The 23,384-nt window shown below is 64.9% G+C and carries 15 protein-coding genes; 11 read left to right on the forward strand and 4 right to left on the reverse strand.

Annotated elements, in window-relative coordinates:
* Positions 1-144 precede the first annotated feature (144 nt).
* Both DI605_RS05050 and DI605_RS05055 read left to right on the forward strand, forming a co-directional pair.
* Positions 145-3,321 (forward strand): TonB-dependent receptor, encoded by a 3,177-nt coding sequence (locus tag DI605_RS05050; protein ID WP_293969953.1) that lies wholly within the window; start codon positions 145-147, stop codon positions 3,319-3,321.
* A 102-nt stretch (positions 3,322-3,423) separates the two neighbouring features.
* Positions 3,424-4,965, forward strand: a complete 1,542-nt coding sequence (locus tag DI605_RS05055) for a tryptophan halogenase family protein (RefSeq protein ID WP_293969955.1) — start codon at positions 3,424-3,426, stop codon at positions 4,963-4,965.
* 25 nt (positions 4,966-4,990) lie between these two features.
* Here DI605_RS05055 and DI605_RS05060 read toward each other — a convergent pair whose 3' ends face one another.
* Complete coding sequence (locus DI605_RS05060) at positions 4,991-6,214, reverse strand: glycoside hydrolase family 27 protein (protein WP_293969957.1); 1,224 nt, start codon at positions 6,212-6,214, stop codon at positions 4,991-4,993.
* 242 nt (positions 6,215-6,456) lie between these two features.
* On the opposite strand from DI605_RS05060, the gene DI605_RS05065 reads away from it, so the two are divergent.
* From DI605_RS05065 to DI605_RS05075, 3 genes are all read left to right on the forward strand, one after another.
* Positions 6,457-7,656, forward strand: coding sequence for an ROK family transcriptional regulator (locus DI605_RS05065; RefSeq protein ID WP_293969960.1), 1,200 nt, complete (start codon positions 6,457-6,459; stop codon positions 7,654-7,656).
* A gap of 90 nt (positions 7,657-7,746) precedes the next feature.
* Positions 7,747-9,024, forward strand: coding sequence for a glucose/galactose MFS transporter (gluP, locus tag DI605_RS05070; protein ID WP_293969963.1), 1,278 nt, complete (start codon positions 7,747-7,749; stop codon positions 9,022-9,024).
* 11 nt (positions 9,025-9,035) lie between these two features.
* On the forward strand, positions 9,036-9,932 hold the full coding sequence (locus DI605_RS05075; RefSeq protein WP_293969966.1) for an ROK family protein: 897 nt from the start codon (positions 9,036-9,038) through the stop codon (positions 9,930-9,932).
* Positions 9,933-10,166: 234 nt separating this feature from the next.
* Here the strand turns inward: DI605_RS05075 and DI605_RS05080 are convergent, their stop codons facing one another.
* Complete coding sequence (locus DI605_RS05080) at positions 10,167-13,577, reverse strand: LamG-like jellyroll fold domain-containing protein (RefSeq protein ID WP_293969969.1); 3,411 nt, start codon at positions 13,575-13,577, stop codon at positions 10,167-10,169.
* Positions 13,578-13,774: 197 nt separating this feature from the next.
* Between DI605_RS05080 and zwf the strand changes: the two genes are divergently transcribed.
* The 6 genes from zwf to DI605_RS05110 all read left to right on the forward strand — a co-directional run bounded on the left by zwf (position 13,775) and on the right by DI605_RS05110 (position 20,915).
* The gene (gene zwf / locus DI605_RS05085; RefSeq protein WP_293969972.1) at positions 13,775-15,235 is read left to right on the forward strand and encodes a glucose-6-phosphate dehydrogenase; all 1,461 of its coding nucleotides are present in this window, start codon (positions 13,775-13,777) and stop codon (positions 15,233-15,235) included.
* Positions 15,236-15,555: 320 nt separating this feature from the next.
* Complete coding sequence (locus DI605_RS05090) at positions 15,556-16,377, forward strand: class I mannose-6-phosphate isomerase (protein WP_293969975.1); 822 nt, start codon at positions 15,556-15,558, stop codon at positions 16,375-16,377.
* 155 nt (positions 16,378-16,532) lie between these two features.
* Complete coding sequence (pgi, locus tag DI605_RS05095) at positions 16,533-18,020, forward strand: glucose-6-phosphate isomerase (protein WP_293969978.1); 1,488 nt, start codon at positions 16,533-16,535, stop codon at positions 18,018-18,020.
* A 297-nt stretch (positions 18,021-18,317) separates the two neighbouring features.
* Positions 18,318-18,779, forward strand: a complete 462-nt coding sequence (locus tag DI605_RS05100) for a nuclear transport factor 2 family protein (protein ID WP_293969981.1) — start codon at positions 18,318-18,320, stop codon at positions 18,777-18,779.
* 27 nt (positions 18,780-18,806) lie between these two features.
* Positions 18,807-19,754 carry an AraC family transcriptional regulator gene (locus tag DI605_RS05105; RefSeq protein ID WP_293969984.1) on the forward strand — a complete coding sequence of 316 codons (948 nt, stop codon included), beginning with the start codon at positions 18,807-18,809 and terminating at the stop codon, positions 19,752-19,754.
* Positions 19,755-19,853: 99 nt separating this feature from the next.
* The gene (locus DI605_RS05110) at positions 19,854-20,915 is read left to right on the forward strand and encodes an aromatic ring-hydroxylating dioxygenase subunit alpha (RefSeq protein ID WP_293969987.1); all 1,062 of its coding nucleotides are present in this window, start codon (positions 19,854-19,856) and stop codon (positions 20,913-20,915) included.
* Here DI605_RS05110 and DI605_RS05115 read toward each other — a convergent pair.
* Complete coding sequence (locus DI605_RS05115) at positions 20,900-21,871, reverse strand: LysR family transcriptional regulator (RefSeq protein ID WP_293969990.1); 972 nt, start codon at positions 21,869-21,871, stop codon at positions 20,900-20,902. The two genes, DI605_RS05110 and DI605_RS05115, sit on opposite strands and share 16 nt — an antisense overlap.
* Before the next feature lie 9 nt (positions 21,872-21,880).
* On the reverse strand, positions 21,881-23,335 hold the full coding sequence (locus DI605_RS05120; RefSeq protein WP_293969993.1) for an NAD-dependent succinate-semialdehyde dehydrogenase: 1,455 nt from the start codon (positions 23,333-23,335) through the stop codon (positions 21,881-21,883).
* Between the last annotated feature and the right edge of the window lie 49 nt (positions 23,336-23,384).

The raw sequence follows: 23,384 nt of genomic DNA on the forward strand, positions 1-23,384 counted from the left end.
AGTCGCCACCTCGAAAGACGACGGTAAGTCGCCAACGCGTCGGGGAGGAACGGCACATGCGCGGCATGTCCCGGCATCAACTCCTCCCGCGCGGACGGACGCCCACCGCAGGCAGTTCGAGCTAGGGATGGAGAGGATAGGGGAATGATTTCAAGCAAGCAGCGCAAGGCGGCCTTGTCGATCGCTACATCGGCATCCGCCTTGTTGTGGGGTTCCGCAGCGCTGGCCCAGCAGGCTGGCACGCAGCAGGCCGCCGGCGCGACAGTCGCGTCCTTGTCGCCGATCGTGACGTCGTCACTTGCGGCCGCCGATCAGGCCGCCGCCGCGCCTGCGGCACAGGAGCCGGCCGCCACGCCTGGCAGTGGCTCAGCGACGGGCTCCGATATTGTCGTCACGGGCATTCGCGGCGCGCAGCAGCGCGCGGTGAACATGAAGCGGCTGGCGCTGTCCGTCACGGATTCGATCTCGGCCGAGGATATCGGCAAGCTGCCGGACGTGACGATTTCGGACTCGCTCCAGCGCATTCCGGGCGTTCAGATCCGCCGCGATGCCGGCGAAGGCGCGGCCATCAACATTCGCGGCCTGCCCCAGGTGGCGACCTTGCTGAATGGCGAGGCCTATCTCGGTGCCCAGTCGATCACGACGATCCAGCCCAACTTCAATGACATTCCCTCGCAGCTCTTCGCCGGGGCGGACGTCATCAAGTCCAGCACGGCGGATCTGCTGAACGCCGGCATCACCGGCACCGTCAATCTGCGCACCCGCCGCCCGATGGATCTGAAGCGCGGCTTCACCGTCGCGGTCGCGGCCGAGGGGCAATATGGCGACAAATCGAAGTCGGGGGATCCCAGCTTCAATGGTCTGCTCGCCTGGCATGGCGAGCGTGTCGGCTTCCTGCTTTCGGGCTCCTATTCGAACCTGCACCTTTCCAATTCCCATAACGGGATCCAGGAGGGTTATGGCGTCGGCCTGCACAACGAGCAGTTCAACACCGCCGCCAATCCGACGGGCGACGTGGATACGTCCAGCGGCTTTTCGCCATCGAACCGGCCGCACGGAACGATCGTGGGCACGGGCCGCGACGTGAACGGCAATGGCACGTCGGACGATATCTTCCTGACGCCGCAGGCCTTTACGGCGTGGAACAAGATCAACCAGCGCCAGCGTATCGGCATCAACGCCTCGGCCCAGTGGGAAATCAGCGATGCGTTGACCCTCGTCACCGATGCCTTCTTCACCCGCCAGAACGAGCATGACCGGACGGCGGGCATCCAGTTGCAGAATGTGAACTGGCAGGCGGGCGAGGCCGTGCCGGGCGCATCACGCGATACCGGCGCGATCATCACGCAGACGAGCAACGGAATTTCCCGCGACTATCACCTGAATACAACGCGGGTGTATAATTACGATCTCGGCAATTTCGATTCCTACGCGCAGAACGATCACTACAAATCGCAGTCGCAAAACTACAATGCCGAACTGAAATTCGACAATGGCGGCCGGATCAAGGCCAGCCTGCGCGGTATCTATGGCAAGGCCTATCAGAATTACGACCAGAGCTATCTGCAGTTCAGCCTGAGCAACGGCGCGCAGTGGCAATCCGGCGGCATCGGCCGCTATCCCACGGGCAATGTCGCCTTCAACCCGGGCGGCTATGTCGTCAACACGATCGCCGGTGCGGCCTCGCTGCCGGCGTCGGTGGATTTCTCCGGCACGCAGCCGGTCTTCACCCTGCCGTCGCAGTTGACCTCGCTGCTCGGCAACGCCGCCAACTATGCGATGAAGACGACCTCGTCCGAGGGCAATTACCGGCGCGACGGCGATCTGAAGCTGGTGCGCGGCGATGTCTCCTTCGAAGCCAATGACAGCCTGACCTTCCTCGCGGGCGGCCGCTACAGCGAGCGTTCGGTGAGCGATTATGAATTTGATCGCGCAGCGCCGCTCTATGCCGGCCAGGCGACCAACGCGGCAGGCTGCCTCGTCAAGTGGAAGGCCTTCGACGTTCCGCTGAGCAGCTCCAGCTGCTCGGCCGGCCCATCGACCGGCTATTATACGGCGGGCGTGGTGCGCAACGCGACCGACTCGATCTTCAACGGGCAGGTGAAGCAGTATAATCTGCCGGCCGCGGGCCTGCCGGGCATCTATGTGCTGAATCCAGCGGTGATGGATAATGCGCTGGCCTTCCAGAACAGCTTCTATCCCGGCAATGTCGAGGTCCAGAATCCGGGCGCCTCGTTCAAGGTCGGCGTGAAGCAGGTCTCGGGCTATGCGCAGGTGAATGCGAAGGCCGAACTGTTCGGCGTTCCGGTTTCGGGCAATGCCGGCGTCAAGGTCATCAACACCCGGCTGGACATCACCCAGTTCGTGACCGGATCTCCGCAGCCTTATGGCCTCGCCAATGTCAGCAACGGCACGGTGGAGACGAAACGCAACTTCACGGACGTCCTGCCGGCGGTGAACATCGCGTTCGATTTCGCCCGCAACCTGAAGGTGCGCCTTGCCTACAGCAAGACGATGACCCTGCTGGATCTCAACCAGTGGGGCGGCGGCCTCAACCCGACCTATGCGATCGATACTTCGGTGGCGGGCTCCCCCGTCTTCCGGGTGACCGGAGGCAGCTCGAACGGCAACCCGCAGCTTGATCCGTGGCGGGCGACCAACGTCGAGGGATCGATCGAATATTATGTGGGCCGCAGCAGCCTGCTCAGCCTGGGTGCCTTCTACATCGACGTTGCCAGCTTCATCCAGTCGGGCACCACGGTACGCACCGACCTGCCGGACAATGATGGCGTGGTGCGTGGCCGCTCCGTGTTCATCAACACGCCGGTTCAGGGCAAGGGCGGCACGCTGAAGGGTGTCGAGGCCGGATGGAAGCAGTCGTTCAGCGATCTGTCCTTCATGCCGACGCTGCTGACGAATTTCGGCCTGGATACCAACATCACCTATTCGCCCTCCAATTCGGGCAAGAAGGATCTGGCGGGCGCTTCTATCCCGTTCCAGGACAATTCGAAGATCCAGACGAACGTCGCCATCTTCTACCAGGATCAGCATCTGCAGGCGCGCATCGCCTGGAACTATCGTTCCAAGCGCGCTGTGCAGCAGGATTTCGGCGGAATAAGCGGGCTGGAACTGTATCAGCGCCCGACCAATTATTTCGATGCCTCGGTAAGCTATGACATCAATTCGCACTTCACCGTCTATGCGCAGGGATCGAACCTGACCGGAGAATATGAGAAATATTATCTCACCTTCCCGGATCAGCATGCGTACAACAACATCTACGAGCGTCGTTTCACCGGCGGGATGCGCGTGAAATTCTGATAGCGCGCGTGTTGGATGCGTAGCAGGCGCCCGCCATCCCATGACGGGATGGCGGGCGTTCTTGCGTCGGGCCTGTCAGCATCCGAGCGGAGAGGGAAAAAGATGACCAAAGGGGCAGAATCCGCGCCGTCGCAGCCAGCGTCGGGGAATCGCGCGATCCGATCCATCGTGATCGTCGGCGGCGGCACGGCGGGCTGGATGGCGGCGACCATGCTGGTGCGCCGTCTGGAAAAACAGCCGGTGCGTATCACGGTGGTGGAATCGAGCGAGATCAGCACCGTGGGGGTAGGGGAGGCGACCGTCCCCGGCATCCGCGATTTCTTCCGCGAGATCGGCGTGACCGAACAGGAAGTGCTGGTGGCCTCGCGCGGGACGGTGAAGCTCGGCATCGAATTCGTCGACTGGAAGCAGCCGGGCGAGCGCTTCTTCCACCCCTTCGGTCTGTACGGGATGCGGTCGCGTGGCGTCGCCTTCCATCAATATTGGCTGAAGATGCGGCAGGCGGGGCTGGCGATCGATCTGGAGGATTATTGCCTTGCCACCGCCATGGCGCGCGCGAACCGCTTCATGCTGCCCACCGACAGGCCCGTCCACGATCTGCTCTTCTTCGATTGGGCGGTGCATTTCGATGCGGGGCTGTTCGCGAAATTCTTGGCCGCGCGCGCGACGGCCCAGGGGGTGGGCCATGTCGACGCCCGCATCGTCAATGTCCGCCGAAATGGCGAGAGCGGGATGATCGATGGCGTGGATACGGCGTGCGGCAAATCGATCGACGGTGATCTGTTCATCGATTGCTCCGGCTTCCGCTCCCTGCTGCTCGGCGCCGCGCTGGGCAGCCCCTATGAGGACTGGACGAACCTGCTGCCGTGCGATCGGGCCGTGGCGATGCCATGCGAACTGGCGGGGCCGCTCACGCCGTTCACGCGCAGCACCGCGCTTGCCGCCGGGTGGCAGTGGCGCATCCCGCTTCAGCATCGGGTGGGCAACGGCTATGTCTATTCCAGCCGGCACCTTTCCGATGACGAGGCAGTCCATGTCCTGCGCTCGCGGCTGGAGGGGGAGGCGCTGGCGGAACCCAACATGATCCGCTTCCGCACGGGGCATCGCCGTGATTTCTGGCGCGGCAATTGCGTGGCGCTGGGGCTGGCGGCGGGCTTCATGGAGCCGCTGGAATCGACGAGCATCACGCTGATCCAGACGGGCATCGAAAAGCTGCTAGCGCTCTTTCCCGATCGCGATTTCGATCCGGCACTGGCGGCCGAATATAATCGCACCACCGCGCTGGAATATGAGCGGATCCGCGATTTCCTGCTGCTGCACTACTGGGCGAACCGCCGCCGGGGAGAGCCGATGTGGGATCGGTGCCGCGATACGGCGCTGCCGGAAACGCTCGCGCGCAAGATCCGGCTGTTCAAGGCGCATGGCCATCTGGTGCGCTACGACTGGGAATCGTTCCATGATCCCAGTTGGCTTTCCATGTATGCTGGCTTCGATATCGTGGCGGCGGGGCATGATCGGGCGGCCGATTATTTTTCCCTTCCCGATCTGGAATCGGCGCTGGCGCGGATGCGCGACGCGATCGGCCAGTCGTTGGCCTTGGCGGAGCCGCACGATGCCTTCCTGAAGGCCTATTGCGCGGCGTAATCGCGGCCGCGCGCCGCGCCCCCGATCAGGAGGCGCGAAGCCGGATCATCACCACGCCGTGGGGCGCCACCGTCGCGGAATAGCGGCTCTGCATCCGCCCCAGTTCCTTGTGCTGCCACAGATCCCGCGCCGAGAGCGAAAGGCCCGCCGGATAGCCGATAGACGTCCAGTCCACGGAGATGGTGGCGGGCGCCTCGCCACGGTTGAACAGCAGGATCGCCCGGCCGCCATCGGCCAGCGGTTTCGACCAGATCTCGCTCGTTCCGCTGGTGGCGACCCTGCGACCCTGCGCGCCGAGCGGATCCTGATCCATAGCGATCACATCGCGATTGAGCAGGATGGCGGCGGTAGCGGGCGACATCGCCGCCACGTCATTGCCGGCGATCAGGGGAGCCGCCATCATCGCCCAGAGCGAGAAGTGGCTGCGATATTCGATGTCCGTCATCCCGCCATTGCCCACTTCCAGCATGTCGGGATCATTCCAGTGGCCCGGGCCGGCGAAGGCCGCGAGTTCGGCATTGCGATCCACGATTGGCAGCAGGCCCAGGCTGTAGCCATGCTTGCCATCCCAATGATCGATGATGTCGGGCGTTGTGCGCCACAGATTGCCGATGCGGGTGGCCCACAGCCAGGGGCGGGTGGAGCCCCATTCGCAGATCGACAGCACGATCTGTCGTCCCGATGCGCGCAGCGCATCCGCCATCAGCGCATAGGCTTCTTCCGAATTGCGGGATCCCGTCGAGCACCAGTCATATTTCAGATAATCCGCGCCCCACCGGGCATATTGCAGCGCATCCTGATATTCATGGCCCTGGCTGCCGGGGCGGCCGCCGCACGTTTTGGCGCCCGCGTCCGAATAGATGCCGAACAAGAGCCCCTTGCTGTGGACATAATCGGCCAGCGCCTTGATCCCGGCTGGGAAGCGCGTGCGATCCTCGCTGATGAAGCCATCGGCATCGCGCGTGCCGTGCCAGCAATCATCGATCACGACATAACGATAGCCGGCATCCTTCATGCCGCTGGATACGATCGCATCGGCGGTGGCGCGGATCGTCGCCTCGTCGATTTTGCAGGCGAACCTGTTCCAGCTGTTCCAGCCCATGGGCGGGGTCTGCGCGAGGCCGTTGGCCGTGCGCGCCGGATCGAGCGACGGCGGGATCCTGTTGAGATCGGGCTGCTCCTGCGCGAAAGCGGGGGTGCCTAGAAGGAGCAGGGCCAGCGCCGCCGCCAAGAGCCGTGCCAATTTCATCCGCCTCTCCCGTGATCGATCCGCTCCATCCATCGGGGAGCGTGCTCACCCATCATGCCAATAAATAAAGTTGATTGTCTATTGATGTTTTACACCATATTCGAAGCAGGGCGTGGACAGCGGTCGTCAAGCTGCGCCAAGGTGTCGTTGCGTAACGGGCTCGTGCCCGTGGCCATAGAAACTGCATTGTGGGAGCAGGCGGCGTTTTGGACCTATCGGACTTCGGGCCGGCCAGTAATGGTGTGACCGCCAGCGATCGCGCGGCCCGGTTGGGGACCAGCCTCTCCGGCACCAATCTGGTGCGCGCAGGGGATTACAACCAGCGCGTCGTGCTGCAGGTGATCCGCAAGAATCCCGATATCACCCGCACCGAAATCGCGACGATGACGGGGCTTACCGCCCCCACCATCGCCAATATCACCGCCCGCCTGTTCGACAGCGATCTCGTCATGGATGCGGGGCGCCGCGTGGGCGGCAGGGGGCAGCCGGCGGTACGGCTGCGCATCAATCCCGACGGATGCTTCGCCATCGGCCTGAATGTCGATCGCGATCATGTGACGCTCGTGTCGCTCGATCTGGCGGGCACGGTGCGTTCGCGTCTCACGCGGCAGATCGCCTTCGCGATGCCGCATCATGTTGCGGCGATCGTTCGCGAAGGAATGGCCGAAATCCGGCAAAGCGGCGCCGTGCGTGAAGACAGGGTGCTGGGCATGGGGGTAGCGATCCCCGATGATCTGGGCAGTGTCGCGCTGCCGCACCGGCCGGCCGATTATGGTGTGTGGAGCGAGATCGATCTGGCCGCCCTGCTGGGGGAGATCGTGCCGCATTCGATCCATGTCGACAATGATGCCGCCGCCGCCGCGATCGGCGAGGCGCAGTTCGGCAGCGGGCTGGATCATGCCAGCTTCTTCTACATCCTCGTCAGCGCCGGTCTGGGCGGCGGGCTGGTGATCGACGGTGCTTATTATCGCGGCGCGAGCGCGCGCAGCGGCGAGATCGGTTTCCTGCCGCTGCATCGTAACGATCCCTATGGCCAGGTGTTGCAGGATGTCGTCTCGCTCTCCGCGCTCGCGGCGCGGCTGGAACGGGCGGGCATTCAGTTGGATGATGTGGATCCCACGGTGGAATTTCCCGCCGCCGCCCTGCCTTATGTCAACGACTGGATCGATGATGCGACCAATGCGCTGGTGCCGCCGCTGACGGCGATCAATTGCCTGATCAATCCGGCGATCGTGCTGCTGGCCGGCCGAATGCCTGATGCGGTGCTGGATCGCATCGCCGATTCCAGCAATCGCAAGCTGCGGGAGGTCGCGCCTAATCTGCCGGCCGTGGCCCCGGTGGCGCGGGCGGCGCTGTCCCGCGATGCGCCGGCGGTGGGGGCGGCGATCCTGCCTTTCCTCGATCGCATCCTCCCGTCCGATTCCATTCTCATCAAAAGCTAATTTCGATTATCCAAATTGACTTTATAAATTCCCGCAGCAAAGTACGAAGCCAGTAGCCGGGCTCGTGATTCCGGCACCGGGAGAGTGTGGGTGCGGGAACAGGCGGATAGTGGCACAGGGCGGGCGTTCGGTTACGTCACCATCCTGTTTTTCGTGTGGGGCGCGGTTACCTCCATCAATGATGTGATGGTTCCGGCGGTGCGCTCGATCTTCTCGCTGAGCGTCACAGAGGGGCTGCTCACCCAATTCGCCTTCTTTCTGGCCTATGGCATCGTCTCCCTGCCGGCGGCGGCGCTCGTCGGGCGGCTCGGCGCGTCGCGGTCGATCACGCTCGCGCTCTTCACGATGGTCGCGGGCTGCCTGCTCATGCCCGTCGCCACGGCGGTCCGCGCTTACTGGATCGTCCTGCTCGCGCTGTTCGTGATCGCCTCGGGCATCACGCTGCTGCAGGTGGCGGCGAACCCGCTGTCCGCCGCGCTCGGCAGATCGGAACGATCGCATTTCCGCCTCGCGCTCAGCCAGGCCTTCAATTCGCTGGGCACGCTCGTCGCGCCGCCGCTCGCCGCCACTCTGCTGCTCACGGGTGGCCTGTTCGCGGGCGGCGCGGCGACGCCCGAGGCACTGGCCCAGTCGCTGCGGCGGATCGACATCGCCTATGCGGCGATCGCCATCGTCATCATCCTGCTCGCCGGCTTCCTGTGGCGCCAGCGCGGAACAATCGATCGGGCGGGCCGTGCGGGTGCGACAGAAGCGGGGCAGGGCACGATCCGCGATGCGCTGCGCTCGCCGTTCGCACGGCTCGGCGCGATGGCGATCTTCCTCTATGTGGGCGCGGAAGTCTCGATCGGATCGGTCCTCGTCAATTTCCTGGAGCAGCCGGCGATTGCCGGCGTGACGGCCGAGCGCGCCGGCCAGATGCTCGCTTTCTATTGGGGGGGCGCGATGCTGGGGCGCTTCGCCGGCAGCGCGCTGCTGACGCGGATGCGCGCCGATCGCCTGCTTGCGCTGGCGGCGCTGGCGGCGGCCATTCTGTGCGGCATCGTCATCGCCGCGGCAGGCACGCCGGCGGCGATCGCCGCGCTTGCCATCGGCCTGTTCAATTCGATCATGTTTCCGACCATCTTCACCATCACGCTCGATCGATCGAGCGCGCCGCCCGCGGCCACGGCGGGCATGCTGTGCGTGGCGATCGTCGGCGGTGCCGTCGTGCCGCTGCTGTTCGGTGCGGTATCGCGGATGGCGGGATTGTCGGGCGCGTTCGTCGTCCCGGCGATATGCTATGCTGCCATCGCCCTTTTCGCCGTCGCCGTCGGGCTCGCGCCTGTCGCGATTTCGCCCGGTCGTTCGCGGCTTTCGGCCAGCCACTAGAAGGGGCGCTTGTGATTCAGATCGGTATCGATTTCGGTGGAACCAAGATCGAGGCGGCGGCGCTGGACAATGCCGGCCGCTATCTCGCCCGGATGCGCGTGCCGAATCCGGGCAGCTATGATGCCGCGATCCGCGATGTGTGCGCGCTGATCGGCGCCGCCGAGCAGGAAGCGGGGGCGGCCGGCACGATCGGCATCGGCACACCGGGCTCGGCCAGCCCGCGCACCGGTCTGATGCGCAACGCCAATTCCACCTACATTAACGGCCGGAGCTTCCGCCAGGATCTGGAAGTCGCGCTGGGCCGCGACGTGCGTATGGCGAACGATGCCAATTGTCTGGCGCTTTCGGAGGTGGTGGATGGCGCTGCGGCGGGCGCGCGCACCGTCTTCGCCGTCATCATCGGTACGGGCGTCGGCGGGGGGCTGGTGGTCGACGGCCAGATTATCGGCGGCGCGAACGGGATTGGCGGCGAATGGGGCCATGTTCCCCTGCCGTGGATGACGGCCGAGGAATATCCGGGGCCGTCCTGCTGGTGCGGCCATTCAGGCTGCCTGGACATGCTGATATCGGGCACGGGCCTGCGCAAGGATTATGCCGCGCGCACCGGCCACACGCTGGATGGCGAGGCCATCGTTCAGGCCGCGCGGCGCGGAGACGCCACCGCCGTCACAGTGCTGGATGCCTATATCAGCCGATTGGGTCGCGCGCTGGCGATGGTCGTCAACATCGTCGATCCCGATGTCTTCGTGCTTGGCGGTGGCATGTCCAATGTCGAGGAGATCTATCCGTGCCTTCCCGATATCATCCGCGCGCACAGCTTTGGGCGGGCATGGGACGGGCGCATCGTTCCCGCCAAGTGGGGCGATTCCTCGGGCGTGCGCGGCGCGGCGCGGCTCTGGGGAAACTGATCCCGCTCGCGATCCTGTAAAACGGGCCAGCACCGGGCGGGGCGGCTTGGGGCTGGCCGAGCGTCAGGATGAGACGGCGGGAAGCCTGCCGCATTTCGCCGAGCCCTCCTGAACCCCGGCGCTGCCAAGTCCGCGCCAAGTCCGCGCCAAGTCCGCGAATGAAACCGGTCCCGGCGAGCGGACGCCGATCGGGATCGACAATCCGCTCGCCCGCACGGGCCGCACGGTGCTCCGTTAATTCAATCTCTTGCTCGTGCCCGTCACGTTCCAGCCGCGCAGCGTCACGGATGGGGTGGCCGCCTTTGCGGTCGGGTAACGGATCTCCACGGTACGCGTCTCGCCGGGCAGCAACGAGACATAATTGTCGGTGAAGTAAGCGGGCAGGATCTGTGTGCCGTCCGCGTTCATCACCGTCAGCTTGGCCTCAATGGCGGGGGTGGCGCTGTCGTTGATGAGCGTGACGGTCGATACCGTTTCGTCGCCTTCGATCCTGCTGACGGCGCTGGAAGCCAGGGTGACCGGCGCGAGGCTATTGAGCGCGCGGAACTGCGCATCATTGCCCGCCTGCCAGTAGAAGTTGGTCGACAGCAGCGTGCCGGCGGCGTCGGCCGCCTCGAGGCGGACGAGGGCGACGCCGCTGGCCAGGATAGGCGCGAGATCCAGGGTGAAGGCGGGGCTGGCGGCTTCGCCTTTGGCGGTGATCGAAACCTCCTTTTCCGCCAGCAGGCGATTGTCGAGGCTGACCACCTTGGCCCGCACCCGGACGCCGCTCAGATCGCCGCTCCGGTTATTGACCAGGATGACTTTATAATCAGGCAGGTTCATCTGCACGTGCAGGGGCTCGGACGCTTTCTTGACCCCGTAGAAGGATGCCTGCGTGTCATAGTCTGACGAGAAGATCTGCCATGTCGATGAGGGCCAAGCGGGCTGCGTCATCCACAGCATCCGGCCGCTGTTCACCGTCCACAGGCCGGCATTCATGCCCTCGAAGATGGCGCGGTAGGATTCATATTGCATCATCTGCGCCTTGCGCTCGAAATCCTCGAGGCTGGTGCCCGGGCCGAAGCGCGCTGCCAGCGCGTTCATGTAGGAGGTGACGGCGCCATTCCCGGTCTGGTGCCAGTCATGATAGGCCCATGTGTCGCTGATCGGCCAGCGATCGGGCGCCGGGATCGCGCGCTTCCACGCCTCCAGCGTGGGCAGGGAAGGCGTTCCGCTCTCCACCGAGAATCCGCGCGCATGCTCGGTGAAATATTCCACCGGCGGGCGCCAATTATAGGGGCCGCTATTCTGCAGGTTCACCCGGTTCGAGGATCCCATGTAGAGCCGCGTGCCATCCTGTTCGTGGATCAGCGCCTGCAGCCCTTCATTGAGGATCGGCTGCGGTACGCCTTCGTTGCGGCCGAACCAGACGACGATGGAGGGATGGTTGCGATAGCGTTTGACGACATCCGCCGCATTTTTGAGGAACAGCTCCGGATCCTGCGCCTCGACATTATAGTCCTGCGTCGATTCCCAGAAATCGTTGAGCACCATCAGGCCATATTCGTCGGCCAGATCATAGAAGGCGTCTTCCGTATTCTGGCCGACCCAGTTGCGGATGATGTTGAGATGGGCATCCTGATGCAGGCGGAAAAACGGCTCGAGGCGCGCGCGATCGACGCGCTTCATGAAATCGTCCATCCCGATATTGCCGCCGCGCGCCGCGATGCGCACGCCGTTCACGCGGATGACGAGATGGGGCGACAGCCCATCCTCTCCCGCGATGCGATGCACGGCCGCGGAGTTTTCCGCGCCGGGCAGCAGGGAGGCTGCCCAGCCGCCCGTCACCTTGCGGATGCCTTCATGGCTGCCGTCGACGATCTGCTGACCGAGCGCGCGCGCCTTCGTAAGATCGACGCCGACGCGCTCCAGCTCGCCCTTCTGATCCATCAGCGAGATATCGTAGGTCACCTGCCGCATGCCGAAGCGCAACTGCCGGGTGTCGCTGGTCTGGCCCGCGATGCTTGCGGTCAGCGTCAGCGTGTGGAGCGCGGGATCGCCATAGCCGTTCGGCCACCATAATTTGGGATTGCGCACGGCCAGCTGCGCGAATTCGGCGGGACGGAAGACGGCCTGGTTCGTCTGGCCCGGGGCCAGCGTCACCTGCTTTTCCACCGTCACGTCGTCGAACGACGCGCGCACCGTGGCGGTGACGGGCGCATCGGACATGTTGGTGACGGGCGCGGTGATCTCGATCTCCGCGATACTGTTGTCTGCCCTGGGCAGCGATGTCACCACCTGCGGATCGCCCAGCGTCGCATCGCCGTTCGCACTGAGGGTGACGCCCTGCCACAGGCCGGTATTGCGATCGCGGATGCTGGGGATCCAGTCCCATCCTTCCGTCGCGCCGAAGGTTGGCCCGTCCAGCATCATGGCGCCGCCATTTTCGCCGACGCCGGCCGTCAGCGATTCCTCATGCGCCACGCCGGGATGGGGCGGGGGCGACACTTTCACGGCGATGGCGTTGCGGCCGGGCACCAGCTTGTCGGTCACGTCGAAGCGACCCCGGATGAAGGCGCCCTTCATCGTGCCGATCCTCTGGCCGTTCACCCAGATTTCGGCCGCATAGTTGATGCCGTTGAAGGTCAGGAACTGGCGCTTGCCCGCGGCTTCCGCCGGCGCATCGAATTCGCTCCGATACCAGTAATCCTGCCGCGCCAGCCCTTCCGGAATGGCGAGATTGTTCAGGCCATGCGCCGGATCGGGATAGACGCCGCGATCGACCAGGGTGGTCAGCACCGTGCCCGGCACGGTCGCCTCATACCAGGTGCGGGCATCAAAGCCGGGCCGGCTGAGCGATGCGCCGGGCGCGCTCACGCGTGGGGCTTCGGCCAGGCGCCAGCGTGCCACGTCCCACGTGCCGGGGCCGGTCGCGACGATGGCGGGGCCGGCGGGTTCGGGGCGGGCGACGGGCGCTCCGAACGGGGTCTTCGATGCGGGCCGCGTCGCGGCGTCCTGCGGCGTGATCTGGCCGTACATCTGCTGGATCTGGCCCGGCCAGCGGGGGCTGCCCTGCTTGAAGGCGATCAGCGCGGGATCGGGCGTGCGGGAGGCAGCGGCCTTGATCGCGCGCGCGTCTGCCGCGCCCGCATCGAGGGTGAAGGCGGCTACCCGGCCCGCAAAGACGGCGGTGCCGGTGCGCGGAGCCAGCATGGCCGTGGCGGGGACGGGCGCGAGCGTCATGGCGCGCTGCGCAACGGGGCGGCCATCGAGATACAGGTGCGCGGTCGTTCCGTCGAAGCTCACAGCGATATGGTGCCAGCCGCGCGCCGGAAGCGGCCGAGAGGCGCTCAGAGTGCCTCCTTCGGTCACCAGACCCGGCCGGCCGCCATCGAGCGACAGATATCGGCGCGGGCCCGCCAGCGGATCGCCAAAGCCGCCGATCAGCACCGGCCCCGCTGCAATCGTCGATGGCTCGATCCACGCCGAAAGCGTCCATTCGCGTGCGGCGATAGGAGCCGCATCGGCGCCGCCGATCGCGCTTTTGAGCGCTTCGCCGCCTGCGGGCAGCTCCGCATTGATCGGGCCATAGCTCTGCGCGCGCGCCGTTGCCGTCGTCGCCAGCAGCGCCAGAATGATCGCGCTTGCCCCGTTTCTGCCCATCGGTGGTCATCTCCCAAATCCGCCGATCGCGCCGACGTTGATCCCCTGAAAGCACATCGCCTCAAAAAAACCAAATCGAATTATTTATTCGTTGGAGAGCAGGCGACGAGGCGCCATAGGGCTGGCTGCGGACCCGCGTGAGACGCCACGCCTCCGCATCGATCGCGCGGGAAACGTTGTCGGGAGGGGATTTGCGAATGAGGCGGGACGCCAGTCAGAAACTCCTCCTGTTCGGTGCGACGGGGGATTTGTCCTATCGGATGCTGCTGCCGTCGCTGTTCGGATTGGCCAGCGATGGCCTGCTGGCCCCCGGCCTCTCGATCATCTGCACCGCGCACACGGATCTTTCGGACGGCGCGTTCCGAGGCAGCGTTGCCGAATCCCTGCGCCGGACCATTCCCACAGATCGCATGGACGGCACTTCCCTGCAGCGGTTTCTCGATCGCCTCCGCTATGTCCGTGTCGATGTTTCCCGCCCCCGGGATTTCGCCGATCTTGCCGAAGCGGTCGGATCGACCAAGGGCGGCCTGGCCATCTTCCTTTCGATGGCACCTTCGCTGTTCCAGCCCACGATCCAGGGGCTGGCCGCCGTGGGACTGGGTGGGGACAATGTGCGCATCGGGCTGGAAAAGCCCCTCGGTTATGATCTCGAATCCAGCCGATCGATCAACGATACGGTGTCGGGTGTCTTTTCGGAGGGGCGCATCTTCCGGGTCGATCATTATCTCGGCAAGGAGACGGTGCTGAATCTCCTCGCGCTCCGGTTCGCCAATTCGCTGTTCGAGCCGCTGTGGAATGCGGGCGGGATCGAGCATGTCCAGATCACCGTCGCGGAAACGGTGGGTCTGGAAGGGCGGGTCGGCTTCTATGATGCCGCCGGCGCGACCCGCGATATGGTGCAGAACCATATCCTGCAGTTGCTGACGCTCGTCGCAATGGAGCCACCCCCGCATTTCGACGCGACCGCCGTTCGTGACGAGAAGGTGAAGGTGTTGCGGTCGCTGCGCCGGATCGACCAGACCAATGTCGGGGCGCTCACCGTGACCGGGCAATATGCGGCGGGAGCCATCGACGGACACGCGGTGCCCGCTTATGCGGACGAACTGGTGGCCCTTTCGGACACGGAGACGTTCGTCGCGATCAAGGCGCATGTCGATACGTGGCGATGGAAGGGCGTACCCTTCTATCTCAGGACCGGCAAAAGGCTGCCCAGCCGGAAATCGGAAATATCCATCCAGTTCAGAGGGGTGCCCCATTCCATATTTGGCGATGTCGGCGCGGCGCTGCGCCCCAATCGACTGATCATCAGCCTGCAGCCGAACGAGAATGTCCGGTTGCTGCTGATGACGAAGGATCCGGGGCTCGATCGCGACGGCATACGGTTGCGCGAAGTGCCGCTCGATATCGCCATCCCGAACGCCTTCGTCGATGGCCGCCGCCGGATCGCCTATGAGCGCCTGCTGCTGGATCTGATCGAAGGCGATCAGACTTTGTTCGTCCGCCGGGACGAGGTGGAGGCCCAGTGGCGCTGGATCGACGGAATCCGGAATGGCTGGAAGGCGAACGCCATCAGGCCCCGGCTGTATGGCGCGGGAACATGGGGACCTTCGGCGGCCATCGCATTGGCAGAGCGGGATGGCGTCACCTGGCATGATTAAGAATCCGGGCCAGCGGGTGCGCGGACGGGGGAACGCGCCAGCCGATAGCCGCGGCCGCGCATAAGCGAGCACAAATGCGGCTATAAAATAAATAAATTTGACATATTAAAAAGGATCGAGACAAGGCGCGGCTGGCTTTTCGAGGCTGGCGGCGGACGTTTGCGCAAGGCGCCTCTGATACCGGGAGAGAAGATCGTGGGACTGGTCATCCTCAAGCCCGCTCCGGCACCCTTGCCCGATGCGCCACCGGGTGTGCGATCCGCACCGCCGCTGTGCGATCCCATGCCCGCTTCCCTCAGTGCCTGATCGGGGATCAGAAGATGAAACTTGTCGCAAACTATGTCGAAAAGCCCTGGGGGCGCCATGATCTGCCGGCTTGGGCGAAGCCGCCCGCGACGATGGATGGCGCGATCGGAGAACTCTGGTTCACGCCACCGGACGGGCGCGCGCTGCCCTTGCTGGTCAAATATATCTTCACCAGCGAGAGGCTTTCGATCCAGGTCCATCCCGACGACGTTCAGGCGCGCGCCCGGGGACTGGCCGGCGGCAAGACCGAATGCTGGTATATCATCGCGGCCGAACCGGGGGCGACGCTCGGGGTCGGGCTGGAGGCAGATCTCGATGCCCGTCAGCTGACGGAAGCCGCGCTGGACGGATCGATCGTGGAGAAGATGGTGTGGCACCCTGTCGTGCCGGGAGACTTCTTCTTCATTCCGGCGGGCACCATCCATGCGATCGGCGCCGGGGTTACGCTCGTCGAGATCCAGCAGAATGTGGACGTTACCTATCGGCTCTATGATTATGGTCGTCCGCGCGAACTGCATCTCGATGACGGCACCGCCGTATCACGCGCGGGGCCCTATGATCCGGTCCAGGCGGTGCGCGCCGCCGATGGCGGCCCGCTCGATCGGATGATGGCGGATTGCCCGATCTTCCACGTCTTCCGCTCGGCGGACGCCGGCGCGATACGCGATCGGCTGGGGCATGGCCCGATCTGGATCGTGCCGATCTCGGGAGCTATCGGCGCGAACGCCGAGACCGCGGGCGTCGGCGAGTGCCTTTATCTGGAGGGTGACGGAATAGCGGCGCTCACTTTGTCCGAAGATGCGGTGGTGCTGGCGGCGGGGCAGGGCATGTGCTGATGTCGCGCCTTTCCCTCTTCTTGTCCTGACGCACGGCGCGGGGATGCGGCGCACGGTGCCGGCCGGATCCTGTCGCGCGCGACTTTCCTTCGTGGCCGGTGCGTGGGCGGCATTCCGGCCTGGCCTTCACCCAGTTCAACAGACGGCGAGGATTTATGAGCAAGGCAATGGAAGCCATCGACACGGCGAATGTGCCGGATCTGCGAACGGCATTTGATCGCGATCCCGATCGCCTCGAACGCTATGTGATCCGGCAGGGGCCGATCCGGTTCGATTGGTCGAAGACTCATCTCACCGACGAATTGGTGCAGAGCTTTCTCGCGCTGGCCGGGGACATGGATTTCGCCGCGCGCCGCGATGCGCTGTTCGCGGGTGAGCCGGTCAACGTTACAGAAGGGCGCGCGGCGGAGCATCCGGCCGAGCGTGGGGAGGGCAGGCCGGAAAGTGTCGCCCGGGCTCGCGCGCAGCATATGCGGATGCGCGCGCTGATCGAAGCGATCGATGCCGGCGATCTGGGTGAGATACGCCACGTCCTGCACATCGGCATTGGCGGTTCGGCGCTTGGCCCCAAGCTGATCCTGGATGCGCTGGGCGATGGTGTGTCCCGCTATGACGTGGCGGTTGTTTCCAATGTCGACGGTACGGCGCTGGAGCGCGCGATGAAGGGGGTCGATCCGCGCAAGACGCTGGTCGCGGTCGCCTCCAAGACCTTCACCACCACCGAGACGATGCTCAATGCCGCCAGCGCCGTCGCGTGGATGGATGAGGCGGGCGTGGATGCGCGATCGCGGGTGATCGCGCTCACGGCCGCGCCGGAAAAGGCCGTCGAATGGGGCGTGGGCGAGGATCGCATCCTGCCGTTCGCGGAAAGCGTCGGTGGCCGCTATTCCTTATGGTCTTCCATCGGATTTCCGGCGGCCATCGCGCTGGGGTGGGACCGGTTCGAGCGGCTTCTGGCCGGCGCGGCCGCGATGGATCGGCACTTCCGCCAGGCGGAGCCCGCTGCGAATGCGCCACTGATCGCGGCCTTCGCCGATCGCTATTATGCGCGCGCGTTGAAATGCCAGACGCGCGCTCTCTTCGCCTATGATGAGCGGCTGGCGCTGCTGCCCTCCTATCTTCAGCAGCTGGAGATGGAGAGCAATGGCAAGCGCGTGACGGCCGGGGGGCAGGCCGTTGACGGGCCGACCGCGCCGATCACCTGGGGCGGCGTGGGCACGGATGCGCAGCATGCCGTGTTCCAGCTGTTGCATCAGGGCACGGTGCTGATGCCGGTGGAGTTCATCGCATCGCTGGCGCCGGGGCACAGCCTCGATCCCGCGCATCACCGCGCGTTGCTCACCAATTGCTTCGCCCAGGGTGCGGCCCTGATGCAAGGGCGCGACAATCCATCCGATCCCGCCCGCGCCTTTCCGGGCAACCGGCCTTCCACCACGATCGTGCTGGATGACGTGACACCGGAAGCGCTGGGCGCGCTGATCGCTTTCTATGAGCATCGCACCTTCGCCAATGCCGTGCTGATGGGGGTGAATCCGTTCGATCAGTTCGGTGTCGAACTGGGCAAGGAAATCGCCAGGGCCATCGAGAAGGATGGCGCCAGGGGCTTCGATCCCTCGACCACGGCGCTGATCGAGCTGATCTGACAGGCTGCCGATGCGGACATGGCCGATCGGGCGGGAGGCGCGGCGGCAAGGGGATCCGGCGGGCGATCATGATCGGGCCGGCCGGATCCCATGTCACTGCCTGGCAAATGCGGGGGGCGTGATGGAGCCCGCGGTTCCGGAGCATTTGCCCGCCTTTTCTCTCGCCCGCCATGATCGCCCGCGTCGACCGATGGAGCGGGGAAGGCCAGGAAATTATTCTATGAGAGAATATTTGTAAGGGGGTGCCCGGGCTGATAATCCTGTCGGACAAACAGGAAAGCTGGAGGGGGAGACGGGATGCCAAAGGCGACGGGCGCGATCGTGGGTATCGTGCTGATCCTGCAGGCGTGGGAACCGGTTTCGGCGCGATCGCGGCAGGAGGCGGCCAATGCCGTGGCCGCTTCAGGCTTCATCGATATGGTGTTCAACCGGCATCGTGTGGAGGAAGCGTTCGATCGCTATGTTGGGGCCGACTATATCCAGCACAATCCTCGTGTGGCGACAGGCCGTGCCAACGGCATCCAGGCGCTGGGGCGGCTCGTCGCCCGCTTCCCCCAGATGCGCGTGTCTGTCGCCCGGATCTTGGCCGACGGCGATCTGGTGGCGATCCACACGCATCAGGTGAAGCAGCCCGGCGAGCGCGGCTCGGCGATCGCCGAATTCTTTCGCTTCGCCCGTGGCCGGATCGTCGAGCACTGGGACGTGATCGAGGAGGTTCCGGGTCCCGCTGAGGCGAAGAATGGCAACGGAATGTTCTAGCGCGATACGCGTGATGTCCGGTGGGCCATGGATCTGCTCAGCGAATTCCTGACCAAGTTCCGCATTGATGGCTCGTCGATCGGGAGCTTCCTGTTCAGCGATCCTTGGGGGCTGGAAATGGCTGGAGGAGCATTCCTCTATGTGGTCACGCAGGGCGATTGCCTGCTGCTCGTTCCGGGGAGCAGCCCGCAAAAGCTGGAGGTGGGCGATTCCGTACTCAGCCTCGGGGGCGCCAGGGTCGTCCTCGCCTCGCGCCCTGACGCGGAAATCCTTGGCATCAAGGATCTGTGGCGCAGGACGCGAAGCCCCAAGACACCGAAGGACGGTTATCATCGGCCGATCCGGCTTTGTTGGGGTGGGGGTGGCCGGGATTGCCGCCTGTTCACGCTCGTCGCGGCCGTGCCAGCCGACGCGACCGCGCAGGCCATCCTGCGCGCATTGCCTGATGTCATCGTGCAGAAGCGCACCGATACCGATCTGCTTTCCTGGATAAGCCGCATCGACGGTTTCGGAATGGCCGAGAGCATGGAGGAAAGGCCGGGTTTCATCGCGCTCGCCACCGCGCTGAGCCGTTTCATCCTGATGAGCCTCGTTCGTGCCTTCGTGCTGACGAGCAGCCTTTCCACGCTGGATCTGATCCGCTCGCCCGGGACGGAGGGCATTGCCCGTAGCCTGAAGGCTATCCGCATGCGACCGCTCGATTCCTGGTCCGTGAAGAGGCTCGCGCGCGAAGCCGGCATGTCCCGGACCTGCTTCTGTGATGCCTTTCGCCGTATCGTCGGCCATACGCCGATGACGTTCGTGCGGAATCAGAGGATGGAGACGGCGGCCGTACTCCTGGCAGAGGGCGGCCAATCCGTGGCGGAGATCGGTGTGCAGCTGGGCTATGCATCCGAAAAGGCGTTTCGTGGCGCGTTTGTCCGAAGCCGTGGCGTTTCCCCGAGCGCCTATCGCCGGGCCGTTCGCGCCGGCTGATCCTTCCAGGTCAGTGCCGGACGCCGGAGCCGTTTATCCGGACGGCATGCCATCGCGGGCGGACGAACGAGGGAGCATCCTACCTTGCGGGAGGATGCCATGACCTATCTGAGAAATGCCTGGTATGCCGCGCTGTGGAGCGAAATGCTCGGCCAAGGCACGGTCGCGCGCCGCATGCTGGACGAGCCGATCCTTTTCTATCGCGATTCCGGAGGGAGGGCGGTGGCCCTCGCCAATCGCTGCCCGCATCGCTTCGCCCCGCTGGATAGGGGGATCATCATCGGTGATGAGGTGCAGTGCGGCTATCACGGCCTTCGTTTCGCACCGGACGGCCGCTGTCGTTACAGCCCGCAGACGCCCGAGGCCCCTCCGGCGGCGCGCATCCGCAGCTATCCGATCGCGGAGCGGGATACGATCCTGTGGATCTGGATGGGCCATGCAGAGGATGCCGATCCTGGCCTGATTCCGGCTTATCCCGTGCTGAACGACGATCGGGAGCATCGCACCGTGCGCGGTTATTATCGCTCGGCGGGTCATTATCAACTCGTGATCGACAATCTCATGGACCTAACCCACCCGGAGTTCGTCCATGCCGGTTCGCTCGGCAGCCCGGATCTGAATCGTGCTTGCTACGAGGTGGAGCGGGCGGGCCCGCGCAGCGTCCGATCGAACAGATGGTATACGCACGGCGCTTCTCCGCCCGCCTTCGAGCGCTTCTTTCCGACGGCGGGCCGCCAGGTCGAACATTGGGTCGACATGCTGTGGACCGCGCCGGCCAATCTCGCGCTGACGGTGGGCATCACGCTTTCGGACACGCCACGGAGCGAAGGGCGGGAATCCCTCTCGCTGCATCTCCTCAGTCCGGAGACGGCTACCCACACCCATTATCTCTTCTCGTCGACGCGTAGCCACTCGCTGGACTCCGTCGAGCAGGACCGGCGCTCGCTCGAAACGATCCGCCACGCCTTCGAGATGGAGGACAGTCCGATGCTGGCCGCGGTGCAGGCAAATATGGGAACGAGCGATCTCTGGTCGTTGCGACCTTTGATCCTGCCCGGCGATGCGGGAGCGGTCCGGGCGCGGCGTCTTCTCGACAAGCTGATCCGTGAGGAAGTGGCGCTGGATGCCGGCAAGATTCCCGTCGATCAGGGCTCGATATAGGGGAGGAAGGCCGGGCGAGAGTCCCCCGGCCATCGATCGGGCAGGCGCCGGACGAGATCGGACACCAGCCGGGCGATCGTCCGGATCGCGAGCGTCGGGGGGCGCTGGGTCGACCGCGCCAGCGCCAGGATGATTTCGAGGGCGGGCTCGACGATCTCTACCGCGCCGACGTTGCCCAGGGCCGCCGCCTCGCGCACCGCACCCCGAGTGGCGATCGTGCAGCCGAGGCCGGCGGCGACGAGCGTGCGTTGGGTCGCGAGCTGATCCACGTCCATCCCGAAATTGAGCTGCACACCCGCTTTTCGGGCCGCCTGATCCACCAGCATGCGAGGGGCATTGGGTGGTTTCGCCATCAGCAGGCGCCGTGATCCGATCGTCTCCAGTGTCACGCCTGCCGCGCTTGCCAGGGGATCGTCCGGGGGTGTGACGAAGCACATGGGCAGGCGCAAAAGTGCCTCGTCCTTGCTCTGGAGCATGCCGGGTTCGCGCAGCACCAAGGCCAGATCGATCCGCCCGGCCGCTACCTGTTCGCCAAGCTGGCCTCCGCTCGCCTCGGTCAGGTGCAGATCGATACCTGGATGATCCCGTGCCACCATCCGCGTGAGATCGGCTGCGATCGGGACGGACGGAAGCAGGCCGAGGCTGACATTCCCGACCGGCAGCCCGCCGCGCGATTTCAGATCCACGAGAAGCTGGTCCGCTTCCGTCACGAGCGCGCGGACGCGATCACGGATCGCCTCCCCCGTCTCCGTCAGCTTCAGGCCCCGACCGGTGCGATAGAAAAGCGTGCACTGGCAGGCGATTTCCAGCGCGGCGATCTGTCTGCTGATCACGGGTTGTGGGCGGCTCAGCATTACCGCCGCACGCGACAGGCTGCCGACTTCGGCGATCAGCAGAAAGAGCTTCCATCGCTCAATATCCAGGGCAGCCCCGGTCCGGCGCGGATTGCTCGCCATCGCGCCTGCTCAGCCCTCGCGTGCGCCTTCCCAGGCCAGGTATTTCAGCTCCAGATACTCATCGATTCCATAGATCGATCCTTCGCGGCCCAGGCCCGATTGCTTGATTCCGCCGAAGGGCGCGATCTCGTTGGAGATGAGACCAGTATTGATGCCGACCATTCCGGCTTCCAGCGCCGCCGCGACCCGCCAGATCCGCCTGTCGTCCGCCGAGAAGAGATAGGCGGCAAGGCCGAAATCCGTGTCGTTCGCCATGCGGATAGCGTCTGCCTCATTGGTAAAGCGGATCAGCGGGGCGACGGGTCCGAACGTCTCCTCGCGGGTGACGATCATGTCGTGCGTCACGTCGGTGAGAACGGTGGGCTGGAAGAACAGCCCACCGCGATCGTGACGGCCGCCGCCACAGCGGACCCGTGCGCCCTTTGCCACCGCATCCGCGATATGGGATTCCACCTTGGCGATCGCATCGCCGTCGATCAGCGGGCCTTGCTGCACGCCTTCCTCGAAGCCGCCGCCCACGCGCAATTTCCTGACGCGTTCGGCGAGCCTTTCAGCCACGGCTTCATAGATTCCATCCTGAACGTAGATCCGGTTCGCGCTGATGCAGGCCTGGCCGGTGTTGCGATATTTGGTGGCGATCAGGCCATCCACTGCCGTGTCAACATCGGCATCATCGAATATCAGGAGCGGCGCGTTACCGCCCAGTTCCATGGACATCTTCTTGATGGTCGGCGCTGATTGCGCGATCAGGATGCGGCCCACTTCGGTCGATCCGGTAAAGGTGATCTTCCGCACGAGCGGATTGCTGGTCAGTTCCGCGCCGATCGTTCTTGCGTTGCCGGTGACCACGTTGAACACGCCGCCCGGAATGCCTGCGCGTTGGGCCAGTTCGGCCAGCGCAAAGGCGGTTAGCGGCGTTTGTTCGGCGGGCTTCACGACCATTGTGCAGCCGGCTGCCAAGGCGGGTGCCGCCTTGCGAGTGATCATCGCGGCGGGAAAATTCCAGGGTGTGATCGCCGCGCAGACGCCGACCGGTTCCTTCAGGGTGACAATCCGGCGCGACGGCTCCGGAGAGGCCATGATGTCGCCCTTCACGCGCTTGGCTTCCTCGGCGAACCATTCGATGAAGGACGCGGCATAAGCGATTTCTCCTTTCGCCTCCGCGAAGGGCTTGCCTTCCTCAAGTACGATCAAACGCGCCAGATCGTCGCTATGCTCGATCGTGAGATCAAACCAGCGCCGCAGGAGAATCGAGCGCTGTTTGGGGGGCAAGGCGCGCCATCCGGGGCCGGCCCGATGGGCCGCCTCGATCGCGTCCACTGTCTGCGCGCGATCGAGTTGGGGAATATCGCCGAGTTTCTCGCCCGTTGCAGGATTGTGCAGCGGAAAGCCGCCATCGGCGCCTTCCCGGATCCACTGACCGCCCACATAGGCGGCCGATCGGAACAAGTCTGCGTCGCGCATTTCGTGGGGCATTCCATCCTCGCCTGTTCTGCGCGCCCTTTCGGCGCAG

This window comes from Sphingomonas sp. (assembly GCF_003248515.1).
Classification (GTDB): domain Bacteria; phylum Pseudomonadota; class Alphaproteobacteria; order Sphingomonadales; family Sphingomonadaceae; genus Sphingomonas_I.

Excerpts from the sequence above, each read along its gene's own strand:
- DI605_RS05100 (WP_293969981.1), top strand. The coding sequence starts at position 18,318 with ATGCCAAAGGCGACGGGCGCGATCGTGGGTATCGTGCTGATCCTGCAG.
- DI605_RS05105 (WP_293969984.1), top strand. The coding sequence starts at position 18,807 with ATGGATCTGCTCAGCGAATTCCTGACCAAGTTCCGCATTGATGGCTCG.
- DI605_RS05090 (WP_293969975.1), top strand. The coding sequence starts at position 15,556 with ATGAAACTTGTCGCAAACTATGTCGAAAAGCCCTGGGGGCGCCATGAT.
- pgi (WP_293969978.1), top strand. The coding sequence starts at position 16,533 with ATGAGCAAGGCAATGGAAGCCATCGACACGGCGAATGTGCCGGATCTG.
- zwf (WP_293969972.1), top strand. The coding sequence starts at position 13,775 with ATGAGGCGGGACGCCAGTCAGAAACTCCTCCTGTTCGGTGCGACGGGG.
- DI605_RS05050 (WP_293969953.1), top strand. The coding sequence starts at position 145 with ATGATTTCAAGCAAGCAGCGCAAGGCGGCCTTGTCGATCGCTACATCG.
- DI605_RS05080 (WP_293969969.1), bottom strand. The coding sequence starts at position 13,577 with ATGGGCAGAAACGGGGCAAGCGCGATCATTCTGGCGCTGCTGGCGACG.
- DI605_RS05060 (WP_293969957.1), bottom strand. The coding sequence starts at position 6,214 with ATGAAATTGGCACGGCTCTTGGCGGCGGCGCTGGCCCTGCTCCTTCTA.
- DI605_RS05055 (WP_293969955.1), top strand. The coding sequence starts at position 3,424 with ATGACCAAAGGGGCAGAATCCGCGCCGTCGCAGCCAGCGTCGGGGAAT.
- DI605_RS05120 (WP_293969993.1), bottom strand. The coding sequence starts at position 23,335 with ATGCGCGACGCAGACTTGTTCCGATCGGCCGCCTATGTGGGCGGTCAG.
- DI605_RS05115 (WP_293969990.1), bottom strand. The coding sequence starts at position 21,871 with ATGGCGAGCAATCCGCGCCGGACCGGGGCTGCCCTGGATATTGAGCGA.
- DI605_RS05110 (WP_293969987.1), top strand. The coding sequence starts at position 19,854 with ATGACCTATCTGAGAAATGCCTGGTATGCCGCGCTGTGGAGCGAAATG.